This window comes from Paracoccus albus (genome assembly GCF_027913035.1).
GTDB lineage: Bacteria > Pseudomonadota > Alphaproteobacteria > Rhodobacterales > Rhodobacteraceae > Paracoccus > Paracoccus albus.
This window is the reverse complement of sequence record NZ_CP115775.1, coordinates 912,196-938,154: the sequence shown is the minus strand read 5'-3', so window position 1 is coordinate 938,154 and position 25,959 is coordinate 912,196. Positions and strand designations below refer to the sequence as shown.

The following is a 25,959-nucleotide window of genomic DNA, read 5'->3' as shown; positions in this document are numbered from 1 at the left end:
CATAGCAGCTACTGCCCAGAATGAACCTGGGACGATCACGCAGCCTCTGAGGCCCTACGAAGATCGTCGCGCGGCAGGCCTTCCTTGGCTTGCCGAAATCCCGTCTCACTGGGAGGTCCGGAGAAGCAAGTATGTTTTCAGGGAGGTGGACAAGCGATCCGAGACGGGTGAAGAAACGCAGCTTTCAATGAGCCAGATTCACGGTCTCGTCGAGAGCGCGAAGATCGACACATGGCGGCTACGCTCCGAAAGTTACGCGGGCGGGAAGCTGTGCGAACTTGGCGACCTCGTATTGAACCGGCTCAAGGCCCATTTGGGGGTCTTCGCGCATGCCTCAATGCCCGGCGTGATCAGCCCGGACTATACTGTGTTCCGGCCGGTTGACGACATCGAGGTCCGATACTTCGAGCATCTCTACAAGACGCCCTCCTACAAGGCCGAGCTTCGCAAACGTACGAAGGGCATCGTTGAGGGGTTCTGGCGCCTCTATTCGGATGACTTCTACGATGTGCGTGTCGTAGTGCCGCCCAAGGATGAGCAGTCCAAAATACTCGTCTTCATTGACTCTTACGATCGGAAGGTTCGCCGCCTGATCCGCAACAAGCGGCGGCTGATCGGGCTGTTGAACGAGCAGAAGCAGGCGATCATCAACCGGGCCGTCACGCGCGGCCTGAACCCCGACGCCCCGATGAAGCCCACCGGCATCGACTGGATGCCCGAGGTTCCGGCGCATTGGGATGTCAAGCGGCTCAAGTATCTCACCAAGTTTTCGAATGGCATCGCATTCAAGCCGGCTGACTGGAAAGATGAGGGCGTTCCCATCATCCGGATCGAGAATCTAAATGGCGGAGATCACTTCAACTACACCGACAGGACCGACCTTCCAGAAAACATGCTTATTCAGACCGGTGACCTAGTGTTCGCTTGGTCTGGAAACCGGGGGACCTCGTTTGGATCCTTCGAATGGGCGCGCGATTTTCCGGCTTATCTGAATCAGCACATTTTCAAACTCGAAGGCTATGATCTCCACCGAAAGTACTTCTACTATCTCCTGCGGGCCGTAACGAAACATGTCGAAGACAATGCTCACGGCATCATTGGGCTGGTGCACATCACCAAGCCTGCTCTCGGCGCAATATTCGTTCCTGTCGCTGACGCTGACGAGCAGGGCGAGATCGCAAATAAGATCGACGAAGACCTCGATGAACTGAATCAAGCTGCAGAAAAAGTCCGTGCAGAAATTCGCTTGATTGAGGAATATCGCGAGCGTCTGATCGCCGATGTTGTCACCGGTAAACTCGATGTTCGGCACATCGAGATCGCGGCGCCCGCGGATGAGCCAATAGCTAACGAGGACGACGCGCTGGAGGATGATCTGGAGGGCGACGACGCCGAGGTGATGGAGGGGGCCGATGCCGATGAGTAGGCCCGCAATCCCAATCGAAATAAAGCGCGATGTGCTCTTCGAGGCTCGTCATCATTGCGCTGTCTGCTGCACGTCGCTGCCGCTTGAGTATGCGCACGTCATTCCATGGAGCAAGTCGCAAGACCATTCGCTCGAAAACCTCATTGCTCTGTGCGCAAACTGTCACGAGCGGGCAGATAACGAAAAGTGGGGCGTGAGCTACCTCCAACGATACAAGAAGTCACCGTGCATCATTGCACGCGGTGATCCACCGCCGATGACGGCAGAGCAGAAATTGCTGGTCGATCTGATCGTGGCGCGTGATCCGGATGAGATGAACCAGAAAGAGCGGCAGCGCTTGGTGTCGATGGTAGCTGCTTATGTAGGTGTTCCTTTCGCGCAAATAGGGATTTCATCCGTAACCCAAGCCAACAGTTCTCGAGTTCGTTTGGAAATGCCGTCTGATGCGGCGCGACGCTTGGTTGCCGGTTTCGAGGCCAAAGACCCAATACTCGAGGCGTTCCTGAGCGAAGCGGGCCTAATTCGGGTCGATGCCGGCCCCTTGTTCCAAGGAGGCCGCGAAATGCGCCAGCACACCGACACAAGCGAAAAGGGCCTCGAAACCCTCATCGTCCGCTCGCTGATCGACGAGGCCGGTTACGTCGCTGGCGCCCCGAAGGATTTCGACCGTGACCACGCCATCGACCAGGCCAAGCTGTTCGAGTTCCTGAACGCCACGCAGCCGGAGGCTGTCGAAGCCCTCGGCATTGGTGAAGATGGCCCGAAGCGGCTGCAGTTCCTTCACCGGCTGCAAGGCGAAATCGCCAAACGCGGAGTCATCGACGTTCTGCGCAACGGTGTGAAGCATGGCCCCGGATCGGTCGAACTGTTCTTCGGGACGCCGACCCCCGGCAACGCGAAAGCCGCGGAGCTGTTCGCCGCCAACATCTTCAGCGTCACTCGGCAGCTGCACTATTCCAAGGATGCGACCAAGCTGTCGCTCGACGCGGCGCTGTTCATCAACGGCCTGCCCGTCGCGACCTTCGAGCTGAAGAACAGCCTGACCAAGCAGACGGTCGAGGATGCGATCGAGCAGTACAAGCGCGACCGCGACCCCAAGGAGCTGTTGTTCCAGTTCGGCCGTTGCGTCGTCCACTTCGCCGTGGACGACCACGAGGTGCGGATGTGCAGCCACCTGAAGGGCAAGGCGTCCTGGTTCTTGCCGTTCAACAAGGGCTGGAACGACGGCGCGGGCAACCCGCCGAACCCGCATGGTCTCAAGACTGACTATCTTTGGAAGCAGGTTCTTACCAAGCGCAACCTCACCGACATCCTGGAAAACTATGCGCAGGTGGTCGAGGAGACGGACGAGCGCGGAAAGAAGAAGCCGCCGAAGCAGATCTTCCCGCGCTTTCACCAGCTCGACGTGGTGCGCAAGCTGCTTGCTGACGCCGAGGCTTCGGGCGCCGGGCGGCGGTACCTGATCCAGCACTCGGCAGGTTCGGGTAAGAGCAACTCGATTGCCTGGCTCGGCCACCAGCTGATCGGGCTGGAGACTGGGGGCAAGCCGTCCTTCGACACCGTCATCGTTGTCACCGACAGGCGCAATTTGGACAAACAGATCCGCGACACGATCAAGCAGTTCGCGCAGGTGTCCTCCATCGTCGGGGCGGTCACCGAAGGATCGCAACAGCTTCGGACATTCCTGCAGCAGGGCAAGAAAATCATTATCACCACGGTGCAGAAGTTCCCGTTCATCTTGGACGAAATCGGGGACAGCCATCGCGGACGAACTTTCGCCATCATCATCGACGAGGCGCATTCCAGCCAAGGCGGCCGGACCTCGGCAAAGATGAACATCGCGCTTGCCGCGAATGGCGCCGAGGAGGAAGACGAAACCGTCGAGGACACCATCAACCGGCTAATGGAAGCGCGGAAGGTTCTGCCGAATGCGAGCTATTTCGCCTTCACCGCCACGCCCAAGAACAAGACGCTGGAGATTTTCGGCACCGCGGTCCCCGAGGGTGGGAAAGTCAGGCACGTCCCCTTCCACAATTATTCGATGAAGCAGGCCATCGAAGAGGGCTTCATCCTCGATGTGCTGAAACATTACACGCCAGTCGAGAGTTACTACCGGCTTATGAAGACGGTGGAGGACGACCCGCAGTTCGACGCCAAGCGGGCGCAAAAGAAGCTCCGCCGCTATGTCGAATCCCATGACCATGCCATCCGCAAGAAGGCAGAGATCATGGTCGACCATTTCCACGACCAGGTGATGGCTCACCGCAAGATCGGCGGGGCCGCGCGCGCCATGGTGGTGACCAGCGGAATTCATCGGGCCATTCAGTATTTTCGGGCGTTCGGGGAGTATCTGAAGGAGCGCAAGAGCCCCTATCAGGCCATCGTCGCCTTCTCGGGCGAGCACGATTATGGCGGTCAGAAGGTGACCGAGGCGTCGCTCAACGGCTTTCCCAGCAACAAGATCGAAGAGTTGATCCAGAAGGACCCGTACCGGTTCCTCATTGTCGCCGACAAGTTCCAGACCGGTTATGACGAGCCGCTGCTGCACACGATGTACGTGGACAAAACGCTGTCCGGCATCAAGGCCGTGCAGACGTTGTCGCGCTTGAACCGGGCACATCCGCAGAAGCACGATACCTTCGTGCTGGATTTCATGAACGATGTGGACAGCATCAAGGCGTCGTTCGAGGACTATTACCGCACGACGATCCTGAGCGAGGAGACCGACCCGAACAAGCTGCACGACCTGAAAGCGCGGCTCGACGGCTACCAGGTCTATTCCTGGGAGCAGGTGGAGGACCTCGTAGCGCTATATCTCGGTGGCGCCGACCGCGACAAGCTCGACCCCATCCTCGACGCGTGCGTCGCGGTCTACAAAGCCGATCTCGATGAGGATGGTCAGGTCGACTTCAAGGGCAAGGCAAAGGCTTTCACGCGCACCTACGGATTCCTCGCGGCCATCTTGCCCTACACGAATGCGGAGTGGGAGAAGCTCTCAATTTTCCTGAACTTCCTGACGCCGAAACTGCCCGCTCCGGAGGAGCAGGACCTGTCGAAGGGCATTCTGGAGGCCATCGACATGGACAGCTACCGAGTCGAGGCGCAGGCGACGATGGCGATTGCGCTTCCCGATGCCGACGCGGAAATCGGACCTGTGCCATTGGGCGGAGGCGGCCGTAAGCCTGAGCCGGAACTGGACCTGCTCAGCAACATCCTCAAGACGTTCAACGAGATGTTCGGCAACATCGACTGGAAGGACGCCGACAAGATCGGGAAGGTGATAGCTGAGGAGTTGCCCACGAAGGTCGCGGCCGACAAGGCCTATCAAAACGCGATGCAGAATTCGGATAAGCAGAACGCCCGCATCGAGCACGACAAGGCACTAGAGCGCGCGGTCATCGAACTTCTATCTGACCATACCGAACTGTTCAAACAGTTCAGCGACAATCCATCGTTCAAGAAATGGCTTTCGGAGACGATTTTCGCGGCGACCTATGCCGACAAGGCGGCGCAGGCCGGTTCGGCTGCTACTCGCAGCTGAACCAGCGCATGGCGGTTTGGATCAGATGGTCATGATCCCCGCTTATAGCCTCTTGGTAGAACGCATCGATCTCTTGCTGCGAGAGGCCCGCTTCTTTTGCGGCCCGTCGGCACAAGCCGAGGATCATGAAGGCATTGCTGTCCTGTCCAGTCAGCTGGACTGTTATGTTTGGATACTTGGGGGGCATTGACCGGCTCCTCCAGCGCAGTAGGTGCGACGCCTAGAACGCTCTTTATTTTATTATTATCAACAAGATATGGCGGCTTAACTCGCACTTCTCCCATTGCCGTGTTTAAAGGCTTGCCCTCGCGCGAGAAGCCAGCGAGCCCGGCCACGGGCAGCGGTCGGCTGACGCCCGCGATGGCGCGCTCGATGGTCCGGATGCGCGCCAGCAGGTCCTCGGCCGAGCCGTAGTCCACCGACTTGCCGTCATAGCTGACCCGGGTCGTGCCGCTGGCATAGGCCCGGCGCAGCGCCGAGAGCTCGGTTTCCGTCCAGTCGGTCATGTTCAGAACCATCCTCCACGCCGCCCGAGCCAGTCGGAGCGGCGCTTTCCCTGCGGGGCCTGTCCCGGCCGGTTGATCTGCCCGGCGGGATCGGTGTCGGTTGGGGCGGCCCCGAGCTGATCCTCGAGGTCGCGCCATTTCTCGTCAGGCCATCGGTCCGCGCCCGCGATCCAGGCGGCGGCGCGGGCGTAGACCCGGCAGTCCAGCGCCTCGTTGCGTTCGCGCAGCTTCTGCCATTCCAGCCGCGCGAAGCCGCGCTTCGTGCGCACCGTCACCAGCTGTTCGGCCACGAACTGCTTCAGCCATTCGTTCTCGACCCAGTGCGGCAGGTGCACCGAGCCGGGCGGGAACGCCGCCCCGTCGGCCATTTCCTCCTCGGTCGGCCGCGCCAGCCGCAGGAAGCGATAGGTCTCGGCCTTGAAGGTCGACACCGCCACGGTCCAGAGCCGCGCGCCACGCCGCAGGCGTTTCCCGCCCTCGGTCGCATCGACGAAGGTCGGCCCCGACACCGGGCTGGAACGATTGAACCCCTCGACGCCCTTGACCGGCGAGACCTGCCCAAACCCCTGTGCCCGCGACCAGGAATAGACCGCCGGGGCCTCGTAGCCCGTGTCGATGGCGAGCCGCGCGATCCTGAGATGCGCGCCGCGTTCATGCGGCCAGCTTCGATCCAGCAAGGCCGTCAGCTCCGACCACGCGTCGTGCCGGTCGGGCCCGCCCTCGATCACGACATGGTCGACGAACCAGCTTTCCAGTCCACGGCCCCAGGCCCAGACATCGACCTCGATCCGGTCCTTCTGCACGTCGGCCCCGGCCGTCAGGAACAGCCCGCCCGCAGGCACCGTACCGGATGTCCAGCGCTCGCGACGGTCGTAGAGCCGCTGCCAGTCCGGTGCTTCCCCGGTTTCGACCCAAGTCTCGCCGAGGATGGTGTTGCGGAACGCCTTGATTGCCTCGCCCGATCCCTGTGCCGCGTCCCATGCCCGCACGATCCGCTCCCAGCTCAGCCAGCCGATCGGCGAGTAGAGTGCCGAGAGGTGATACCCGACCGTGGTCGGATCGGCGGCCGTGGCGGTCGCCCGCCATTCGCCGCCCTCCAGCATCGCCGTCTTGTGGTGCTCCGCGATGGGCGTCTCGCAGCCCTCGCAGTGATACTCCGCCGTCTCCGGGCGCCCCTTCTGCCAGCGTAGCCGGTCGAACTTCAGCCACTGCGCATGGCCGCAGTGTCGGCACGGCACGAAGAACCGGCGCTGGTCGCTCGCCTCGAACTCCCGCTCGATGCGCGACAGTCCTCGGATCGTCGGGGTCGATGCTTGATCTCTACCGGCGCGGCTATCGCAACTTCCTATTCTTCGTGAACTCCGCCCAGATCATCGAAAAAACCAAGGAAAACTTCCTTAACCCGGCCTCGGCCAAACATCTTTTCGCGCCGCAGGTGCGGATTGACGACAAGCCCGTGGATGTCCGTGCCGTCGAGACCTTCGAAGCGGCCAGCGGGGATGCGATCAATATCCATTTCACGACAATCCAAGGTCTGCACCGGCGGATGATGGAGCCGAAAGAAAACGCCGTCACTATCGAAGACTTCCGCGACTACAAAGTGGTGATGCTTTCGGATGAAGCCCACCACGTGAATGCCGAGACCAAGAATACGCTGACCAAGAGCGAGGCTGACGACAAGGCCAGTTGGGAAGGCACGGTTTCAGAGATTTTCGGCCAGCACCCTGAAAATATGCTGCTGGAATTTACTGCGACCGTTGACCTTGGGCATGAGGCTATCCGGGCAAAATATCGCGACAAGATTCTGTATGATTATTCCCTTCGGCAGTTTCGGGAAGACGGCTATTCCAAGGATATCGAGTTGCGGCAGGCCGATTTGCCACCTGCGGAACGGATGATGCAGGCCATTGTGTTAAGCCAGTATCGCCGCAAGGTGGCCGAGGTGAAGGGGATTCACTGCAAGCCGGTGATTCTGATGAAGTCCAAGACGATCAAGGAAAGCGCCGAGAATGAAGCGGCGTTCACCGCGATGGTTGAGGGCCTTTCCGGTGACGCGCTGGACGCCCTCAGAGGGGCGTCAGAGGGCGATGAAACGCTTTCGCGCGCCTTCGGCTTCATAATGGGCGAACGGGCCATGAGCAGCGCGGATTTTGCCCGTGAGCTTCAGGGGGATTTCGCCCCCGAGAAGGTAGTGAACGTCAACAACCCCAAGGATTTGGAAACGCAGCAGATTCAATTGAACACGCTGGAAGACCGGAACAACGAGATACGGGTCATCTTTGCCGTCGATAAGCTGAACGAGGGCTGGGACGTTCTGAACCTGTTCGACATTGTGCGCCTCTACGACACCCGCGACGGCAAGGCGAACAAGGTGGGCAAGACCACGATGGCCGAAGCGCAGTTGATCGGGCGCGGGGCGCGCTATTTTCCGTTCTTCGCCCCGGACCAGCCGGATGCTGCGCCGGAAAAGCGCAAGTATGACAGTGCCGTGGACAACCCGCTGCGCACCTTGGAAGAACTGCATTACCACTGTTCTCATAACCCAAAGTACATTCAGGATATCCGCAATGCCCTTCGCGAAACCGGCATGCTGGATGAAACCGCCCGCACGGTGCGGCTGAGACTGAAGGACAGCTTCAGACAGACATCGCTGTATTTGAACGATCATGTCTGGGTGAACGACAGGGTGAAGAACCCGCGCGACGAGGTGACCGGGCTGAGTGCCTATCAGATCGACAGCCATTTCACTTATCCGAATCTGATGACGGGCCGGGTGACGGAAGCCTCTGCCTTTGGCGGCGGGCAATTGTCGCTGAAGCCGTCCGGCAGGGAACCCATCTCGCGCGACCTCAAGCTGGCCGATTTCGGCAGAGCCACTCTGAGCTTCACCATGGACGCGAATGATTTCTTTCACTTCGCGAAGTTGCGCGATTTTTTCCCGAAACTCGCCAGTACATCAGAGTTTGTGACCTCGGACACTTATCTGGGCGGCGTAACGGTATCTGTGCGGGCCTTGCCCGATGACTTGGACAATCTGACGGCACGGCAAAAGCGGGATATCACGCAATACGTGCTGCACCAGATCGAAAGCGGCGTGAAACGCGAAAGCGTGGAATATATCGGAACCAAGGACTTTAAGCCTTACAAGATCAGCGACCGCTTCACCGACAAGGTGCTGAAGCTGCGCATCGAGGGCGAAACCGGGCTAAGCTGGACCGAAAGCAATGTGCCGGGTCTGGATCAGATCGACCTCGGCAGCAAAGACTGGCACGCCTATGATGACAGCTACGGCACGGATCAGGAAAAGCACTTCATCAAGTACATGAACGATCAGGCCGACCGGCTGCGGGAACACTACGACAACTTCTACTTGCTGCGGAATGAAAAGGCGGTGAAGCTGTTCGACTTCGATACCGGACGGGCGTTTGAACCGGATTTTGTCCTGTTTCTGCGGCGGAAGGAGGACGAGACCAGCACGATTCTGCAATTGTTCATCGAACCCAAAGGCAACCATCTGCGCCCGCAGGACGATTGGAAACAGGCCTTCCTGACACAACTGAAAGCCAAGGCCAGACTTGAGACCGTATTCCAAGGCCGGTACTATGCGGTTCTTGGTCTGCCGTTTTTCAACGAGACCGGGCAGACAAACTCCGATTTCAAAGCTGCATTCGAAAAACAGGCATTGGGGGTCTGACAGCTATCGAAAAGGAGTGACCGCCCTCGGGAATGTGCTAAGGTTCTGCGTATCCACCAGAAAATCATGGCATGGCCGCGCACAAGTTCCGAACCCTCCGCGACATCGAGAATTTCGGCAGGACACGTCTTTCCAAGAGCTTCTACATGCGGGATTTCCTGCACAGCGAAATCAGCCAGCTTGAAGGCATCACCAACCTGCCATCCGACCCCCTGCTTGCCATCTACACCGGAAAGCGCCTCTGCGAAGACCTGCTGGAACCGCTTCAGGACCGTTTCGGGCGCATCGCCATCCGTTCGGCCTATCGGTCTGCGCAGATCAATAAGATTGGCAACCGCAAGGGCTACAGATGCGCCAGCAACGAACGAAACCATGCGCGCCACATCTGGGATGTCCGCGACAAGCAGGGACATTGCGGTGCAATGGCCTGCATAGCCATCCCGTGGTTTGCCGACCGCTATGCCGAAGGCGAGGACTGGCGGTCGCTGGCGTGGTGGATACATCACCATCTGCCGTATTCAGAGCTTTGCTTCTATCCCCGGCTCTGCGCGTTCAACATCGGCTGGCACGAGAAGCCGAAACGGATCATCCGCAGCTACATCGCCCCGAAAGGGGTGCTATCTCGTCCCGGCATGTGCGTTCACTTCCGACATGCGCAGTTCAGCAGCCCTTTCTGAAACGAAATGAGCATCGAGCAAGGCGGATTTTGCAACGGGTTGCACCGAAAACTGTCATTCGCTTCCGACATGCGCAGTTCTCAGTGAACCCGGAATGCAATGCACCGCTTATTTTGTGACCGTATTCTAAACTGCCGTTATCACTTCAGGCACGGTTGCAACGGGTTGCACCGCATAGGAGTGGCGTCGTTCTTGGATGCACTGGCCCGATTCATTCAGTCTCGCCAGCATTCAGTGCTGTGAATGAAGGTCTGCCCCGGTTCACAAGCGTTTTTTCAATGGCAGGTTGGATGGCAGGTAGCATCAAGAAAATATGAAATTATTCAATAAAATCAATGTATCATGGCGGACGGTGAGTCCGTCAACTTAGTTCCCACCAACATCCACCATCGTCCATCACTCTTGGAGTTTCAGGGCCTTACGCAAAATTAGCATGCAGCACAGTCCATTGACATCCAGCCCAATCGCAACATAAATGTGGGTTCATTTGTGGGGCTCGAAGGTTGGTATGTCGAAACGATACGGTCAGCACCCTGACAAGGAATTGTCGGCCCTGAAGGTGCGGCAAGTATCGGAGCCCGGCCGCTACCCAGACGGTAACGGGCTCTATCTGGTGGTGTCAAATACCGGCGCAAAGCGCTGGCTACTGCGCGTTGTCGTCCATGGCAGGCGGCGCGACATGGGGCTGGGAAGCGTGTCGCTGGTTCCCCTTGCCGAAGCCCGTGAACTGGCTGTTCGTTATCGCAAGGTGGCCCGTGAGGGCGGCGACCCTCTTGATGAACGGCGAAAGGCACGGAATGTCGTGCCGACGTTCGCTGAAGCCGCTCGTATGGTCCATGCCGAATCCAAGGCGACGTGGAAGAGCGAGAAACACGCGAAGCAATGGATCAAAACGCTTGAAACCTTTGCCATGCCGATAATCGGCGAGATGCAGCTGAACCACATTCAGTCAGCCGACATCCTCCGCGTCCTGTCACCGATCTGGCTCGACAAGTCTGAAACTGCGCGACGTGTCAGGCAACGGATATCTACGGTCTTCGACTGGGCCAAGGCGGCAGGGTATCGCAGAGATGGCAACCCGGTTGACGCTATCGAGCGAGGGCTGCCGAAGCAGTCCGGCAAGAAGGAACATCACAAGGCGATGCCCTATGCCGAAGTCCCGGCTTTCATTCAGCGCCTGCGGCGAAGTGACAACCGGGGCAAGATCGCTCGACTCGCCTTCGAATTCCTGATCCTGACAGCGACTCGGACTTCGGAGACCCTGCTTGCCGAATGGCCCGAAATCGATGATGCAGCCGCAATCTGGACAATCCCAGCCGAACGCATGAAGGCCGGTCGTGAACATCGGGTGCCGCTCTCAGCCCGGGCGCAGGCCATCGTCGCCGAAATTCGCCAGTTCGGGCTAGATACCCCATTCATCTTCCCGGGCACTAAGCTGGTCAAGCCGATGTCGAATATGGTGTTCCTGACCATGCTGAAGCGTATGGAGGTGCCGGTGACTGCGCACGGGTTCAGGTCATCGTTTCGCGATTGGGTGGCTGAAACCACGACCTACCCGAATGAGCTTGCCGAAATGGCTCTGGCGCACACAGTCAAGGATAGGGTTGAGGCGGCCTATCGCCGGGGTGATATGTTGGATCGAAGGCGCGAAATGATGAATGAATGGGAAACGTTTTGCACGAGGCGGGCATGATCGTCCCAACGAAAGGGAACAACCGATGACTGAATCCAAGGTTGACAGCAAAAGCAGACCGAAACGAAAAAAATTCAAAACGATTGCTTATAGAAATTTTAATTTTCATGCAGTAATGCGAGAGATCCTTGACGAGGATATGGGTAGCATAAACCACCTTCACGAGGTGTATTTTTCAGCTCTGTCTGCATGGGTTGTCGCCCCTCACGATCACGAGTTACGGCACGACGCAGTGCGAATGCGTATGCGCTTAATTCTTGCCAAACATGAAAGATCAGTTTTAAAAGCTGAAGGTGACAGGCGCAGCGAGGTAGATGCTGAATTGCGCTCGGGAAAGCTGAGGAATTTTCTCAATAAGGTCTATTACCCCCTTGGCGGGATAAAGAACTTAAACTCCGACTCTCATCTAAGTAGAACCTCAGAATATATAGTACGTAATTATCAAAATGACATTCAAAACTTCCTCAAGTTTTTCCAAGTGATGCATTATGTGAAAACAGCTGGACTTAAAGATAGCTCTTACGATATCAGCCTTAGGAGAACTTATGAGGTGCTGAAAAAGTTCGAAAGTGAAAAAAATAATAACAACTCCTGTGGTGAACTCTCAAATTCAGAGGGTATGGGATTTAAATATTTGGGTAAGAACTCGCTGGAACGTAAGCTAAGCGAATACGGCGGAAATGTTGTGCTGTGGTATGCAGCTTCTCTAGTTGAGTGTTCAGAAGGATCTCTACTCGACGCATTTAAAAAAATCTCAACCAAAGGACTTCGCGACGAGGAAATTATGAGAAATAAATTGAGCGAGTGGTTGGAAGTATCATCCCACTTATCCACGGAAATATTAAATTCGGTAGAAAGCAAGTACCTGAAAGAGGCTGAGAAATATAAAGAAATTGAAATCACTGTCCAGAATATTCGAGTCCCAAAACCAGATCTTTTAAAATGGGAAAAGGAAATAATCGAGGATGTTCATAAAATAGGCACCCAAATATAATCATAGGGGCGCGGCTTCTAGTACCATAGGCTTTGTTCATGTCCGGGCAGTGGCGACCGTACGCCACTGCCAATATCTGATTGAGCGCGCAGTGGTGTGGGGTGCATCCTGACACCCTAACGCATAATTAGGGTCCCTAACTACACCTTGGGGTAATTCCACAAACCCTGTTCACCTGTCAGTTTCCTTGTGTCCATGAAAACATAAGGAGGATTGCGTGGAACACAGAACAACTATCGGCTCTAATCGCTACCTGCGGCTGGCACAAATCATCGGCCCCGACGGCATCCTGCCGATCAGTCGGTCAGGTTTCTACCTGAAGGTCAAAGCCGGCGAAATCCCACCACCCTTGAAGCTCGGTCCCCGCATCAGCGTGTGGCGCGAAAGCGACATCCTCGACTTCATCGAAAGCAAGGGGGTGAGCAACGATGGCTAAGTATTTTTTTGCAGCCTTCGACTGCTATTGCGGCAGCCTCGGGTGTATCGAATGCCGCACGCGCACCCAAGCCAATGTCTCGGCTGAGTTCGTTAAGGTCTTTGACCCCTACGCAAAGCCAGCTTTTATCACGGTCATCCCCGAAGATGCGCAGTATACGAGCGACGAACTGGCTGACTTCGACCTGAACGCGTTTGTCCTGAAACATCGCCGAAGAATCGCTGCTTGCCTTCCTGTGGACTGCATTGCGGCAGGGTGTGTCGATTTCAGCCTCAACGTCTTCGAAAATGGCGAAGGTAAATGGTCAGTTCACCTTCACCTGATCCTGTCCCGGATGTTGACTGAAAAGGAAAAACGGGTCCTGAAGGCGAAATACCCTCGCGACCCCGAAAATAATGTCTTCGTTCCTGTGAAGCAGAAGGCAATCCAACCGGGCACTCTGAGCGATATCGTCGCGCCTTATGTCTATAAAAACTTCTTCACCCTTCGTTCCATTTATATCGCCATACCTAAATCGGGGTATCGTAACTCCTACAGAGACAGCGTCGACCAGCCACTCTCAGTACCGGATGCTGCGGTTCTGAATGCAGCTCTCGGCAGGTTTCAAGTCATGGACCCGTTGATCCTGATCGGGTTGAAGCGTGCCCGCAAGGCAAAGGATGATGACCCGGCGTCGATCACATTGATAACTGCATGTCGGGGGTCGGCATGATCTTCTTCATCAAGGGCATCATGCAGGCTTGTTTCAGGTTTTTGATTGAAAACCCTGTTAGGGCCCTTGAGCGGCCTGTTTGAGACCTTGGCGGGCTACTTGGGCGGGTGTTGGTCGTAAACTGCACACGATGTGATTGAAACCGCAGCGCCCGCCCAAACCAATTTCAACTGTCATCGAAAAACCGGGGAAAACGGGGAAATCCCCGATATCCCCGCATATCCTAAAGGAAGAGAGAAATGAAAAAAACGGCAACTAATGAGCGTTACTCAGACGTCATTGTCTCACGAGCGGTCCAAACTGACGAAGGCGCGACGTTCTGTCTTGTGACTTGCGGCAACCGACAGCATTGGGTTTGTCTGTCCGAATTGGTCTCCGACGAAAAGCGGATCTTTGAAGAACTGGCTGAAGTTGGCATTCCGCTGCTGACGACACCGGCCCGAAGCGACTTGAAGGCAAAGCTCCAGAACCACCCCGTGCCAGACACCGCCATCGTGGCGACCCAGCCCGGTTGGATCGCCGACCTCGTTTACGTCCATCCCGACGGTGAGGTGCAGAAGGGTGATACCTTGGATGCCGAGATCATCGTCGCTTTCCCGCCTGACCCGGCCTTCGGGACGTCGGGCAAGTTGGAGGATTGGCAGAACGCGCTTGCACCCTTGCTGAAGCGCCAGCACCTGATGTCCTTCCTGCTAGGCTATGGTTTTGCGGCTCTGCTTATTGCCAAGCTTCAGCCCTCGCCCCAAAACCCGATTGTCGAACTCTTCGGCTCGCGTGAAGCCGGAAAGAGCACGATCGCCATGGGTATTGGATCGATTTTTGGCGGTGACCCTGCGGGCGACATTGGCATCGGTCGGACGGCAAATGCGACACCTGCAAGTTTCAAGCCGGTGCAGCGTATGGCCTGCGACAGCCTGCTGTTCCTCGACGAAACCAATATCCTTGACAAGTCGGTTGAGGAGAACCTGAAGCTGTTCTTCGATCATACGTCGCGCGATGAGCGCCTGCGCTATGGTGCCACCGGGCGGGCACAGCCGATCCGAAACGCCCTGCTTCTAACCGGCAATCAGCGTCTCGTGGATCGCGCCAAGGCCGCTTCACCGATTACGGATGCGGCACGAAGCCGGTGTCTGAGCATTGACGTCGGGGACCGAGTGTTCTCGGGCGATGAACTGACGCGGGATGAACACAACCGGATGCTAAATGACCTTCGAAACGCGGCCAATCAGTTCTATGGTACTGCCAGCCGCGCCTTTGTCGCCGAAATCATCGCGGCCTGCGAAGAAGACAGCGAGGGGTTTTCTGCGGAAGTATGCGAGCTTATCGATGAATTCCACAACGAACTGCCAGAGTCGCCGCACCTGCCCAATCGAATCGCAACGACTATAGCACTAAGCTTCGCTGCGGGATGGCTTGCGTGCTCATGGGGTATCTGGCCCACCGAGAAGACGTCAATACGAAGGGCATGCGAATCTATTTACGATGAAGCCAGTGAAATGGCGGCTATGGATTGCTGCTTTGGTGCGCCGGTCGTCAAGCGCCTTGTCGCCCTGATCAGGGCCAATAGTGATCGCATACCATGCATCGTCGACGGCAAAAAACCGCAACGCTCAGTTTTAGCCAATGCGGTGGGCTTTCGGGTCGATGAAGGTGGCGGAGTTACGCGAGTCTTCATGAAGATGGATGAACTGAAGGGCATGCTTGGGGCATCGGCTACGTCCGAGCTGAAAATGTTGCGTGACCTTGGTCACGTCAAAGGTGAGGGCGGCAAGCACACCCGATCAGGCAGCAAGCCACCGGCATATGTACCGATTGACGGCAGGGTCTATGAAATCACGCTCCGGACCTGTTGGTTGGATTGAACGTTATTCGACCTTTATCGATTTGGGGGCGCGAGATGCGCCCCCTATCTTCTTCCGACCGTCCTTGGGGTTGTCGACCTGAAAGGCAGCCCGGCCCCGTCTCGTCTTTCGGCACGGGCGGCGCGGCAGCTCGAAGCGGTAAATGGAGTCAGCCGGGCGACAACATGGCCATTCATGACAAAGGCCATGTGAGGGGCGTGGGTTGGTTTCCTAGTCCGGCCTGCACGACCCAAGCCCCCTGCATCAAAAAAGTGGCTCCACGCGAAAGAGCACTTCAGTAGCGTTTGAGCCGTTTTCAACGGTGATTCGAATCCTTTCTTCCCCGCCGCTGTGGGTGACCATTCCCATGCAGACTATCCTATTGTCTGTCTTCGAAACCTGATTCAATGAGGAGACCTTAATAATTTCGAACTGCGCGCCAAAAAGATTCTGGAGACTTTCCCCCTCAACGAGCGAAGCGGCCATTTCGCAATCATGTTGCGCAATATCAGTTTCGACTGAGCTGGCAAGGAACAACCAAAAAAGCCCGGTTGGGCAGCGCTGCGGCGGGTTTGATGCTTGCCTGTTCATGCCATAGGATGTGCAGGATTGCCGCACCGAGAATCCGAAGCAAACATGCCAAACACCAGACCGCCGAAAAACCTGACCCCTGCGCTCTGCCAGCGCCTTCAGCGGGAGATGCTGAAGGCCTGTAGCGAGGTTGCGTCTCGGCACGGTCTCGCCGTCGAGGCGAATGAAATCACCGGCATGGATTTCCGTTGGGGCTTCGATCTGGGATTCCGGGTATCCATTCCGCTTCCCGACGGAACCGTACTTGACCCGGAACGGATACGCTTCGAGGCCCTCGCCGAGGCCTTCGGTCTGTCCGCTGACGATTACGGTCGTCAGTTCACCACCGGTCGTGACACCTTCCGGATCACTGGCATTGATCCACGCAGGCCGAAATACCCGATCTCCGCGCAGCGTGTCCCTGATGGCCAGAACTTCAAGTTCACCGCCGATCAGGTGGCGATGCTGATCCAGAAGGGCATGCGTGATGTCACCCCGCAGGAATGATCGGGCTCTCACTGGTGTAATAGCAAGATCCCGGCCAGAATTGCCGCCCTGCTGGATGGAACGCACTCGGCCCTAACCTGCCGTTCAGTCCCTGGCCGACCGCCGCGGTGCAGCTTCACCAGACCGGTCATTCGTCCATCGCGTAGCACTCTCGGAAAATGAGGGTCTGCTGTGCGGACAAAGCAGACTTTGTTGCCGCTCAGGATGGGCTGCGCAATGTCTGCAACAGGTTTGTTTGTGACTATTTTGAATGACTTCGCTGCGGGGGTAAAATATATTCCGCGCGATGGCAGATAATTCTAAAGCGAGCAACATTGACCTCGGCGTCGGCACAGGGATTGCGCTGGCAATGGCGACAGTTTTTACGTTTGCAAGCCCCGGTCACGCACTCATTGTCACGTTCGTACCTGGGGTCATTGTCAGCTGGATTATCTACCTTCGTCTCACGATGACCGGGCGCCCGATCCCCACCTCCAGACAGATCATACCAGTATTTGCGTTGGCTCTTGCCATTCAGTTCCTCCACTTCGCCGAGGAATTCGAGGCGGATTTTCAAACACAGTTTCCGCTGGTCTACGAAGGCGAACCAATCTCAAATATCGTCTTTGTTGCCTTTAATATGGGGTCCTACGCCGTTTTCCTTATGTCGGCAGTGGGTGTCACTTTCTTGAGCTACCGCTTCCTCTTGGTGCCAATGCTGTTCTTTGCAGTGTATGGCGTTGTTGGCAACGCAATAACGCACACACTTTGGGCCGTGATCGGAGGCAAATACTTTCCCGGCCTCTTAACAAGCGTCGTTTATTGGGCGCTTGCACCAGTCTTGCTGCAGCGATTTGGCCTCTCTAGACGGGAAGCAGCCGTTTTCATTGTCGCTCTCGCGTTGGTTTTGATTGCTTCGGCCGGCCTCACATTGAACACCAATGTGCTGCGCGCTGCCGCCTAGCACCGGTGACCTTTCAAAAACAGCCATTTGTGCGTCGTGCAGCATCGTCCACTTAGGGCTCTTAACGTCGATTTGCTGGCGTTGGTGCCGGCAACGGTCCTGGGCGGCCCCTGACCAGCGCACTCCGGCCCTGACCTGCCGTTCAGTCCCTTGCCGATCGCCGCGGTGCAGCTTCACTAGACCGGCCATTCGTCCATCGCGCAGCATCATCGGAGGATGAAGTTCGGCAGTGCGGGACAGAGCTGGCTTTCGCTGCGGTTGCGCAGATGTTTGGTTTAGGTCAATCAAGCAGGGATAGCTTTTTGAACCACAGGAGCGACTGTGAAGACTGTCATCCTCGAACATGAATACGCCTCACCGGCGAAGGAGGTCTGGGCGCTGGCAACGGACCTCGATGCACTCAGGGAAATCATGGATGGGGTTGTCAGCTTCGAAGGGTTGCCGAGCGGTCGCGTATACCAAGGCCAGAGAATTACCGTGCAGGTGTCGCTGTTCGGGAAGTTACCGCCTCAGCCGTATTTCATGGAAGTCCTGGAATGCGACGACGAAGCAATGATTTTGCGGTCTTCTGAAAAGGGCGCAGGCGTCAAATCGTGGCGTCACACTCTGACCGTGGAACCGCAGCAGTCAGGATCCAAGCTGCGTGACGTCGTTGAAATCGACGCGGGCTGGATGTCATGGGCCTTCGCGCTCTGGGCACGGTTTCTGTATCGCAAGCGGCATGAACCGCGCGTTCAAATGCTTGCGGACATGCGGGCGAAACGGTCTGAGACTGAGTTGTCCGATGCAGAATCGCCGTGAAGTGAACCAAGATGGACTGCGGCCCTTCGCGCTATGTGCAGTGAACTGCAAAAAGGGCTCCTTCCGGACGTTCTCCGCAGCGCAGTATGGGCCCAAACCCGTACGTTTTTGTCACCGGCGCTTACCACCGTTTTTGGCGAACACCTTCTGGCAGGAGGTTTATGTCCGGTGTGCGGGACTTTGCTGCCGTCAACGCAAAGACAAAAGATGTCTGCTTTTCATTCGACGGGCGTTCCGAACACAGCGACTGCGGCACCAAGAAGCGCCAGGATTGCGAAGCCCACTGTTTGCCATGAATGCGGGCGTTGCGATGCCCGGATCGCGGCTATGCCCGATTGAAGGGCGTAATAGAGGGCAAAGGCTCGCGAAGCATAGCTGATGATTTCAAAGATGTTGGCCATCCACGTCAGCAGAATCCCGATGCCAACCAACAGCACATAGGCCGACTTTTCCGTGACGACGCCTCTGGTCGTCTCGGCTATCAAGCCGCCCGAGCCGTTTGTGTCCGCGATTGCGGCGCTGAATTGGGCGCTAAGGGCTGCAACGACCAAAAGCAGAGGCAGGATCGGGGCAACAACCTGCATCAATTCAATGATTGCTGTTTCGTCCAAAGACAGTGGATCGGCATCAAAAGCGTAGGTCAGCAATCCGATATAGAGGCAGTAAATTGCGGTGGATATCCACTGAGCGAGTCGCATGGACTTGATCCGCAAGGGCGCGTCATAGGCTTGCCTAAGATACCGTGAAGTCTCGAAACCCTGAACCGTCACGATCAGACCGGCCATGAGTGTCACTCCCGCCCACCCGGTGACCTGCGGTGGATCGAACTTTAGTGCGCCTTGGCCCGTGACCTGCCCGAAATGCACTGCGAGCCCAAGCAACAGCCCCGCGATGATGGATAGCTTCAGTCCGACGGAGACCTGTTCCATACGTTCGAGCGCGCTAAACCCGCGCGTCATCCCCGCGAAAAGGATCAGCAGGAAAACGGCGGTGGTCAGCAAGTTGGCGTGGTATGCGTCGTCCAGCGTTGTCAGGCTCACGCCAAATGCGCCGAAGAGATTGAGATAATAGGCCACGGAAACGATGAAAGCGAAGGCCAGAACAACGGAAGACGCCCGTTCAAGCCCTAAGAGCAGACGAGACGGCGCAGGGCGTGCATCGATGTCCCCAATGTTGAACCTGATAGCGGCTCCGAACGAATAAGCGATCGCACACAAGCCAAGCATGACCAGCGGCGCATATCCGCCGTAGCTGACATCAAGGATCGGACCTAGAACAAGAAACCCGCTCCCGATGATTGAGGCCAGAGGCGTAATCGTCGCTCTCCAAACCGGCGCGTTGGAGAGGCGGGGCCAAATCAACAGGGCGCCGACAAGGACCGCGGCTGACAGAATCGCTATGTTCATCATGCCCCGATAAGATCAAAGCGAAGTCGGCTCGGCAACTTAGCCTGATGTCTTGAAGCAGACCTTCTGCCGAAGTAACGAGCGGCACTTTGCAAACGTTGGCGCGACGATCTGATGCTACGTCGCGGCTTCACCACTGCGGACATTCGGGGTGCCTGCAGCAATCTTCCTGTCCGAGCTTGAAGCAGGCTTCGCGCGGATTGCGGGTTGGCGTCGCGCAGAGTAAAAAATTCCGAGCAACACCGGGAGGTATTTATGGACCAGTCCGATCAGGAACTCGAGCGTCTCAGCGCGCTGTTGCATGCGCTGCCCATCGAGAACATGCCCATGACGCTCAGTGAACTTGATGGCTACGTAGTCGGTGTTCTTGCCTGCCCGGATATGATCCCGCCCTCGGAATGGATGTCCCATGTCTGGGGAGAGACAGGTGAGGCAAATTTTCCCGATCAGAAAACCGCCGAAGCCACGGTCGCTGCGGTCATGGCTCACTACAACTCGGTTGCGGAGGCGATGACCCGCTCACCTTGGATCGAACCCATCTACGAGGTTGACCCCAACAGTGATGAGGTGATGTGGGAGCCTTGGATCGATGGCTTCACTCGCGCTATGGGGCTAAGACCGGATGCTTGGGATCGACTGCTCGCTCAGGCCGACGAAGAGACGCGGACGACGATGATCTTCTTGATGGCGCTTCAGGAAATATACACTGGCCACAGCAAGTTCACGGATGAGGAGATCGACGAAATCGACCTTGAAGCACCCAATCTGATCCCGAACTGCGTTGCGACGATACTCTATCAGTCTCGTCCCGAGCTTTCCCGCATGGAGCCCGCAAATCGTTCCGAGATGCCGTTCAACGCCGGTCCCCGGCCCGGGCGGAACGACCCATGCTCCTGTGGGGCGGGCCGCAAATACAAGCAATGTTGCGGTCGGAACTGACCGATCGCCCAAGTCTCTCACGGCCCAAAGCTGCCAGTCGGTCTCTGACTGGCGCTGCGGTGCAGCTTCCCCAGACCGGACGTTCGTGCCTGGCGCAGCGAGATCGCGCAGGCAAAGTCTGCTATGCGGGACGAAGCGGACGCTTGGTTCGGTCGTGAAGGTGTCCAATTGGCCGTGGCCTTGCGCTGGTATCGGGAACGCTGACCTTGACCTATCCGAGTAGCAGCAATAGCCAGTCGCCCATGATGTTTACGTCCACCTTCTTCCCCCGATTCTGAGCGACACCCGTCGCAGGCGCTCCGGCGCTTATTGAATCGTGACGGCGTCGCATCGCGACAGCCGCTAAGGAGAACGTGAAATGTCCATTCCCCAAGAAATGGGCCTGACTTCGGATCAGGTCGAAAGCTTCATCAACGACGGCTTTGTAAAGGTGGATGATGCCTTCAGCCGCGACCTTGCCAAGGTCTGCCGAAACGAGTTGTGGGCCGACATGGGCCTCTCCCCAAATCGGCCAGAGACCTGGACCGAACCGGTCGTTCGCATTGGTTCGAAGTCATCGCCATCTTTCGTGGCTGCCGCCAATACGCCGCGCCTGCATGCCGCCTATGACACTCTCGTTGGTGAAGGCCGGTGGCTGGCCCCTCAGGGGCTCGGAACCTTCCCGATCCGCTTTCCATCGAGCGAAAGCGCCGGGGATGATGGCTGGCATGTAGACGTAAGCTTCGGGACCGAGAACCCTGACTTCATGGAATGGCGGGCGAACGTCACGAGCAGCGGAAGGGCACTGCTGATGCTTTTCCTGTTCTCGGATGTTGGCCCTGACGATGCCCCCACGCGGATACGGAAGGGGTCGCACGCCACTATAGCCCGTGAGCTTCTGCCCTACGGCAAGGCCGGTGCCACGCTCAGGCAGCTCTCGGCCGACGGCTACGCTTCCACGCAAGAATGCGAGATCGCTCTCGCTACCGGAGCGGCAGGGACGGTCTACCTGTGCCATCCCTTCGTGGTTCATGCGGCGCAGCCGCATCATGGATCCGAGCCGCGCTTCATGGCTCAGCCGCCGCTGGTGCCCAGCATGGAATTTGATCCGAAGCTTGCACCGTCGCCAGTCCAGGTCGCCATCCGGAAGGCCTGCGGTCTGACGATATAAGGAAGAGGTTCCGGGACCGCAGGTCGGTTCCGGAACCTCGCCACGAATGTCGTGGAAGGGCTCGAACCGGTCATGCGGCACTGCGGCGTGCCGCCTGGCCACTCCATCGGGGCCGGATGACACGACCGGCCCAAAGCGGACCTTCATCCCGACGCCGAGCGCCGCGTTGCAGCTTCTCCAGACCGGCCATTCGCTGCGGGTGCTCGATTTCTTTAGTGTCTGAGGTCAGCAATGCGGGACAAAGGGTGCATTCGCTGCGGATGCGCAGATGGCTGCTTCAGGTTTGGCGCACCGATAGGACATTGCAGCAGGTCGCGCCGGTTAGTCCGTATAGCTTTGGCAGGCATCAACTCCGTTGGCTGTCGAGGCAAGTAGCTGATCTGCATCACGGATGAGATCGGCGACCCGCCTGTCCGCCAGACGATACCGAACGAAGCGGCCTTTGCTGCGGCGACTGACCAGCCCGCATTCCAGCAGACAGCGCAGATGGTTCGAGACGTTGGGCTGACCCAAACCCGTATGCCCGACGATTTCCTGCACGTTGCGTTCGTCCGACACCAGCGCATCGAGGATCGTCAGACGACTGGGATCGCTTAGGCCCCGGAAGAGCTTTGCCCGCAGTTCCAGTGTATCGGGTGCCGAAAGATCGTCTTGAATGTTTTGCGCTGTCATATCATTATCCACTGATACGTTAGCAGCGTACCTTTTCGCCCGCCACCACAAAAAGGATCGCACATGAGCCAGCCCGATAACAGCAAGTTGGCGACAGCCTCCTCCCCGATCCGAATGCGGGTGCAAGGCATGGACTGCGCGAAAGATGCCGCCGAGATCGAGCGCGCGGCCCGGTCTGCGGGCGTGGCCGAAGGCGACGTGAAAGTGTCCGCCGCCACCCACATCATGACATTGCGGATCGCGGACGGCGATCTGCCGAAAGTGCGGCCCGCGCTCGACGCGACCGGCTACGGTTTCGAGAAGATCGAGGACGGCGATACATCGTCCGATCCGGCCTACAAGGACCCGAGCTATCGCCGCGCGCTCTGGATCGTGGTCGCGCTCAATCTCGGATACGGCGTGGTCGAAATGTTCGGCGGGTTCTTGTCCGGTTCGCAGGCGCTGAAGGCAGACGCGCTCGATTTTCTGGGCGATGGTGCGATCACGTTTCTGGGCCTGCTCGCCATCGGCTGGAGCCTGACATGGCGGGCGCGGTCGGCGATGATCCAAGGCGTGTTTCTGGGCCTTCTGGGCCTTGGCGTTGTCGGCAGCACGCTCTGGCGTGTCCTCAACCAGACCACGCCAGAAGCCGGGTTGATGGGAGCCTTCGCGGTAGGTGCGCTGATCGTAAACATCCTCGCGGTGCTGCCGCTGCTAAAGCACCGCAAGGGTGATGCCAATATGCGAGCCGTCTGGCTGTTCTCTCGCAACGACGCCATCGGCAACCTCGCCGTGGTCATCGCCGCCGGGCTGGTCGCGTGGCTTGGCAGTGCATGGCCCGACCTGATCGTCGCGTTCGCGATCGCGGGGCTTTTCCTGCATTCGTCGTGGATGATCATCCGCGATGCCCGGAGTGACTTGGTGGAAGCTGACTAACTCCATCATGGTGCGACGCGCCGGACGAAAGCCGACATTCGCGCGCCCCGCAGCATCGGTGAGTCTGGGCTCGATGCGGTCATGCGGCGGTGCGGCAGGCCGTGTGACCATCCTGGCAGAGCGACATGGCACGCCCGGCCCTGTCCGGCCGTTCGACAGGGCGCCGCGCTGCCTTGCTGCATTCACGAGACCGGTCGTTCGATGCCCGGTGCAGCATTTTCGCCGGCCGCGCGATCGCTGAGCGGGACGAACAAGACCCCGGCGTGTTTTCCACATTCACGCCATCGTTGATATGCAGCGTGACCTCATCCGTTGAATGCACCCAATTCTTTGATGTGGGAACGAAGTGCATTGCATGCCGGTGCCATAAGTGCTGCAGCATCCTTGCCAGCCTGATAGCTGTAGGGAATGGTAGTAACACCCGCTAGGTCGCTTGGGAGCTTCACCTTGTCCTCTCGCGGTTCCATTAGGATTGCACGGGTGCGGCCTAGGCGTCCCATAAACATGCCCAATTCGAAGACAACGTTATCGCGTGGTGCTGGCCAGTCCTGACCGCGGAAGAGCGTCATGTCATCACTGTGTGCGACGGCCACGGCGAAGTCGGCATCGTCCAGCTCCGTCTCCAAAGATTGGATTGCGTAGCTGGCGACTTTGAAAACATCGTCCGTCCAGAGCCTTACGATGAAGCCATCGTGCGCTAGCGCGTCTTGAATCTTCCGCGCGACATCCAACGCCTCGGCGGATGAGATGATGAACACTCTTATCTTTTCGCGGTGCTGCCCTACAAGCTTGTTCCGCTCGAGTAGGCGGCGGGCCAATGTCCTCGCGATTACACGGTAGATGATAGAGTGTCGTGAAGCGAGATCGGACACATTTGCGCTAGTTAGCTTGGCAACAAGCGCAGCCTCCGCTGCCACAACGTCGGCAGAGCGACGCTGCGAGGGTTCGATCAAAGCCATCTCTCCTACGTGGTCGCCTCTTCCCCGCGACGCCACGTCTCGTCCATTTACTACGATCCTGAAGCTGCCCGCGACTATTAGAAACAGGTCATCGTCGTCTCCTCCCTGGGAGATGATGACGTGCCCCTTGGCTACCTCGACCAATTCAGCGCTATCCGCGAGTGCCTCCGCGAGTTCTCGGTTGCCGCCGACGATCTGTTGCTGCAGTATCGCGTCGATGAGGTTGTTGCGCCCCGCAGTTCCTCGGAATCGGTCAATTATTTCGCTCAAGTGAATATCCTCCAATAGGCTGAGGAGTAGATATCCTCGCTGCTGCCCTGACTCCATTTCAAAACGCGCTAGAGGTTCTAGCCTTCTGTGCCGATCATCTGTTCCTCTCGCTGCCCGTCATATACTCGCTTCGTGATCTAGGTCGCATCGTCTAAAATCAAAGCGGTAAAATCAAAGCGGTAAGGTGGGCAGCTCGATTGGCAACGGTTCCGATACATGCCAAAACGTTGGCACCGCTCACGCCCGTTAGCGCTGCACGGGTTTGGCAGCGGACCTAGGGCTTCTTCCAGTGATTTGATTTATACACGGTTTCAGTTGTACCGGCGAAGCTGAATGTTGTACTCGACCAAGCACTGTCGCCATCAGCATCCTGCTTGGCATTGGCATTAAGTTTGTTGTAGACGCGGCTGGAGACGTAAGTGTGATAGCCTGTATCGCGCACGTCAGATAGCTTTGCAGCGAAACTGGCGGCTTTTCCAATCCAGATGAGATCATTGTTGTCCCGTATCCCTGAGCGGACAGCCCTCACTTCACCGGTGTCGATTCCAGAACAGTTGCGAATCTGAATGTCGTTATTCTTGACTGAGTCGAATTTGGATCTGGCCTTCGGGCTAATGATCTTTCGAACAACCCAGTGGATCTCGCGCCCACAGATTGCAGCGTTGCTATTCTTTGCATCTCCGATGAAGACGCCCATCACGCGGTCACCGTCGAAGCTCCTTATTTCGCCCCCGTGCTTCACTATCAACCTAGTCGAGCAGTCTAGGAACGCTCGGATAATCTTCGCTGTAGTCGACCAAGGGCATACTGATGATAACTTCGCTGAACCTGCCAGATCCGTATACAAGAACGTCGCATTGATTTTGACCGCACCGTCCTTCAATGCGACGTCTGGGGTGGTCGGTACGACTCGTCCTTCGCGTTCATTGAAGGCAGTGCCGAACAACGTATCAACACGATCCTTCAGGAATTCTTCGTTTACTGCCACAGTGCTTGTCTCAACAACCCCGAGGAAACTTTTTGCAGCGGCCACCTAGAGGTGCAACACTTAAAGTTGCAACCATCCGAGCCCAGCACTGCCGTCCGGTCTGGGGACGCTGCGCCGCGACATTTGGAACGGGCCGACTGTCGACTCTGGGCCGGCCCTTCCGATCGACTCTCACCGCATTTGCAGAATGCTGCACCTGCTTCGTTCGGTAGTATGGGCTCTGACCGGTCATGCGGCGGTGCGGCCACGCCACGGAAGCCAGTCGCTGGCCGGCCGAGGCAACGACGGCCCACAGCTGCCGTCTCTGAAAAGGCTGGAC

21 protein-coding genes and 1 pseudogene are annotated in these 25,959 nt (G+C 57.5%); 15 read left to right on the top strand and 7 right to left on the bottom strand.

Annotation, left to right across the window (positions count from 1 at the left end):
* Positions 1-187: 187 nt before the first annotated feature.
* Both PAF20_RS04630 and PAF20_RS04625 read left to right on the top strand, forming a co-directional pair.
* Positions 188-1,426, top strand: a complete 1,239-nt coding sequence (locus PAF20_RS04630; RefSeq protein ID WP_271072564.1) for a restriction endonuclease subunit S — start codon at positions 188-190, stop codon at positions 1,424-1,426.
* Positions 1,419-4,967, top strand: a complete 3,549-nt coding sequence (locus tag PAF20_RS04625; protein WP_271072563.1) for a type I restriction endonuclease — start codon at positions 1,419-1,421, stop codon at positions 4,965-4,967. The genes PAF20_RS04630 and PAF20_RS04625 overlap by 8 nt, the downstream gene beginning before the upstream one ends.
* 29 nt (positions 4,968-4,996) lie before the next feature.
* Here the strand turns inward: PAF20_RS04625 and PAF20_RS18825 are convergent, their stop codons facing one another.
* Positions 4,997-5,473 (bottom strand): phage head-tail joining protein, encoded by a 477-nt coding sequence (locus tag PAF20_RS18825; protein ID WP_353620608.1) that lies wholly within the window; start codon positions 5,471-5,473, stop codon positions 4,997-4,999.
* A 2-nt stretch (positions 5,474-5,475) separates the two neighbouring features.
* Positions 5,476-6,783: pseudogene (locus PAF20_RS04615) on the bottom strand (terminase gpA endonuclease subunit); the annotation flags it as partial.
* Here PAF20_RS04615 and PAF20_RS04610 point away from each other — a divergent pair.
* The 7 genes from PAF20_RS04610 (at position 6,783) to PAF20_RS04580 (ending at position 15,541) form a co-directional block, all read left to right on the top strand.
* A complete protein-coding gene (locus PAF20_RS04610; protein WP_271072562.1) occupies positions 6,783-9,167 on the top strand; it encodes a DEAD/DEAH box helicase family protein in 2,385 nt (794 codons plus the stop codon). The pseudogene PAF20_RS04615 and the gene PAF20_RS04610 overlap by 1 nt on opposite strands.
* A 71-nt stretch (positions 9,168-9,238) precedes the next feature.
* Positions 9,239-9,844, top strand: coding sequence for a hypothetical protein (locus PAF20_RS04605; protein ID WP_271072561.1), 606 nt, complete (start codon positions 9,239-9,241; stop codon positions 9,842-9,844).
* 508 nt (positions 9,845-10,352) lie between these two features.
* Positions 10,353-11,537, top strand: coding sequence for a tyrosine-type recombinase/integrase (locus PAF20_RS04600; RefSeq protein WP_271072560.1), 1,185 nt, complete (start codon positions 10,353-10,355; stop codon positions 11,535-11,537).
* Positions 11,538-11,562: 25 nt separating this feature from the next.
* Positions 11,563-12,531, top strand: a complete 969-nt coding sequence (locus PAF20_RS04595; protein ID WP_271072559.1) for a hypothetical protein — start codon at positions 11,563-11,565, stop codon at positions 12,529-12,531.
* Positions 12,532-12,748: 217 nt separating this feature from the next.
* Entirely contained in the window at positions 12,749-12,967 is a 219-nt protein-coding gene (locus PAF20_RS04590; RefSeq protein WP_271072558.1) for a helix-turn-helix transcriptional regulator, read from the top strand.
* A complete protein-coding gene (locus PAF20_RS04585) occupies positions 12,960-13,679 on the top strand; it encodes a hypothetical protein (protein WP_271072557.1) in 720 nt (239 codons plus the stop codon). The genes PAF20_RS04590 and PAF20_RS04585 overlap by 8 nt, the downstream gene beginning before the upstream one ends.
* A gap of 239 nt (positions 13,680-13,918) precedes the next feature.
* The gene (locus PAF20_RS04580) at positions 13,919-15,541 is read left to right on the top strand and encodes a DUF927 domain-containing protein (RefSeq protein WP_271072556.1); all 1,623 of its coding nucleotides are present in this window, start codon (positions 13,919-13,921) and stop codon (positions 15,539-15,541) included.
* Positions 15,542-15,784: 243 nt separating this feature from the next.
* On the opposite strand, the gene PAF20_RS04575 is transcribed toward PAF20_RS04580, so the two are convergent.
* Positions 15,785-16,111, bottom strand: coding sequence for a hypothetical protein (locus tag PAF20_RS04575; protein WP_271072555.1), 327 nt, complete (start codon positions 16,109-16,111; stop codon positions 15,785-15,787).
* Between the two features lie 45 nt (positions 16,112-16,156).
* Between PAF20_RS04575 and PAF20_RS04570 the strand changes: the two genes are divergently transcribed.
* From PAF20_RS04570 to PAF20_RS04560, 3 genes are all read left to right on the top strand, one after another.
* A complete protein-coding gene (locus PAF20_RS04570; RefSeq protein WP_271072554.1) occupies positions 16,157-16,597 on the top strand; it encodes a hypothetical protein in 441 nt (146 codons plus the stop codon).
* Between the two features lie 286 nt (positions 16,598-16,883).
* Positions 16,884-17,540, top strand: coding sequence for an HXXEE domain-containing protein (locus PAF20_RS04565; protein WP_271072553.1), 657 nt, complete (start codon positions 16,884-16,886; stop codon positions 17,538-17,540).
* Positions 17,541-17,861: 321 nt separating this feature from the next.
* Entirely contained in the window at positions 17,862-18,341 is a 480-nt protein-coding gene (locus PAF20_RS04560; protein ID WP_271072552.1) for an SRPBCC family protein, read from the top strand.
* A 218-nt stretch (positions 18,342-18,559) separates the two neighbouring features.
* Here the strand turns inward: PAF20_RS04560 and PAF20_RS04555 are convergent, their stop codons facing one another.
* Complete coding sequence (locus PAF20_RS04555; protein WP_271072551.1) at positions 18,560-19,750, bottom strand: Aq_097 family APC-type transporter; 1,191 nt, start codon at positions 19,748-19,750, stop codon at positions 18,560-18,562.
* Between the two features lie 252 nt (positions 19,751-20,002).
* Between PAF20_RS04555 and PAF20_RS04550 the strand changes: the two genes are divergently transcribed.
* Positions 20,003-20,686: a UPF0149 family protein gene (locus PAF20_RS04550; RefSeq protein WP_271072550.1), complete on the top strand. Its 684-nt coding sequence runs from the start codon at positions 20,003-20,005 to the stop codon at positions 20,684-20,686.
* Positions 20,687-21,044: 358 nt separating this feature from the next.
* On the top strand, positions 21,045-21,836 hold the full coding sequence (locus PAF20_RS04545; protein ID WP_271072549.1) for a phytanoyl-CoA dioxygenase family protein: 792 nt from the start codon (positions 21,045-21,047) through the stop codon (positions 21,834-21,836).
* 321 nt (positions 21,837-22,157) lie between these two features.
* On the opposite strand, the gene PAF20_RS04540 is transcribed toward PAF20_RS04545, so the two are convergent.
* Complete coding sequence (locus PAF20_RS04540; RefSeq protein ID WP_007803330.1) at positions 22,158-22,508, bottom strand: ArsR/SmtB family transcription factor; 351 nt, start codon at positions 22,506-22,508, stop codon at positions 22,158-22,160.
* A 63-nt stretch (positions 22,509-22,571) separates the two neighbouring features.
* Here PAF20_RS04540 and PAF20_RS04535 point away from each other — a divergent pair, with 63 nt between their 5' ends.
* Positions 22,572-23,423, top strand: coding sequence for a cation diffusion facilitator family transporter (locus PAF20_RS04535; protein ID WP_007803328.1), 852 nt, complete (start codon positions 22,572-22,574; stop codon positions 23,421-23,423).
* Between the two features lie 305 nt (positions 23,424-23,728).
* Here PAF20_RS04535 and PAF20_RS04530 read toward each other — a convergent pair whose 3' ends face one another.
* Positions 23,729-24,652 carry a TIR domain-containing protein gene (locus tag PAF20_RS04530; RefSeq protein WP_271072547.1) on the bottom strand — a complete coding sequence of 308 codons (924 nt, stop codon included), beginning with the start codon at positions 24,650-24,652 and terminating at the stop codon, positions 23,729-23,731.
* A 274-nt stretch (positions 24,653-24,926) separates the two neighbouring features.
* Positions 24,927-25,640, bottom strand: a complete 714-nt coding sequence (locus PAF20_RS04525; RefSeq protein WP_271072546.1) for an adenylate/guanylate cyclase domain-containing protein — start codon at positions 25,638-25,640, stop codon at positions 24,927-24,929.
* Positions 25,641-25,959: the final 319 nt, after the last annotated feature.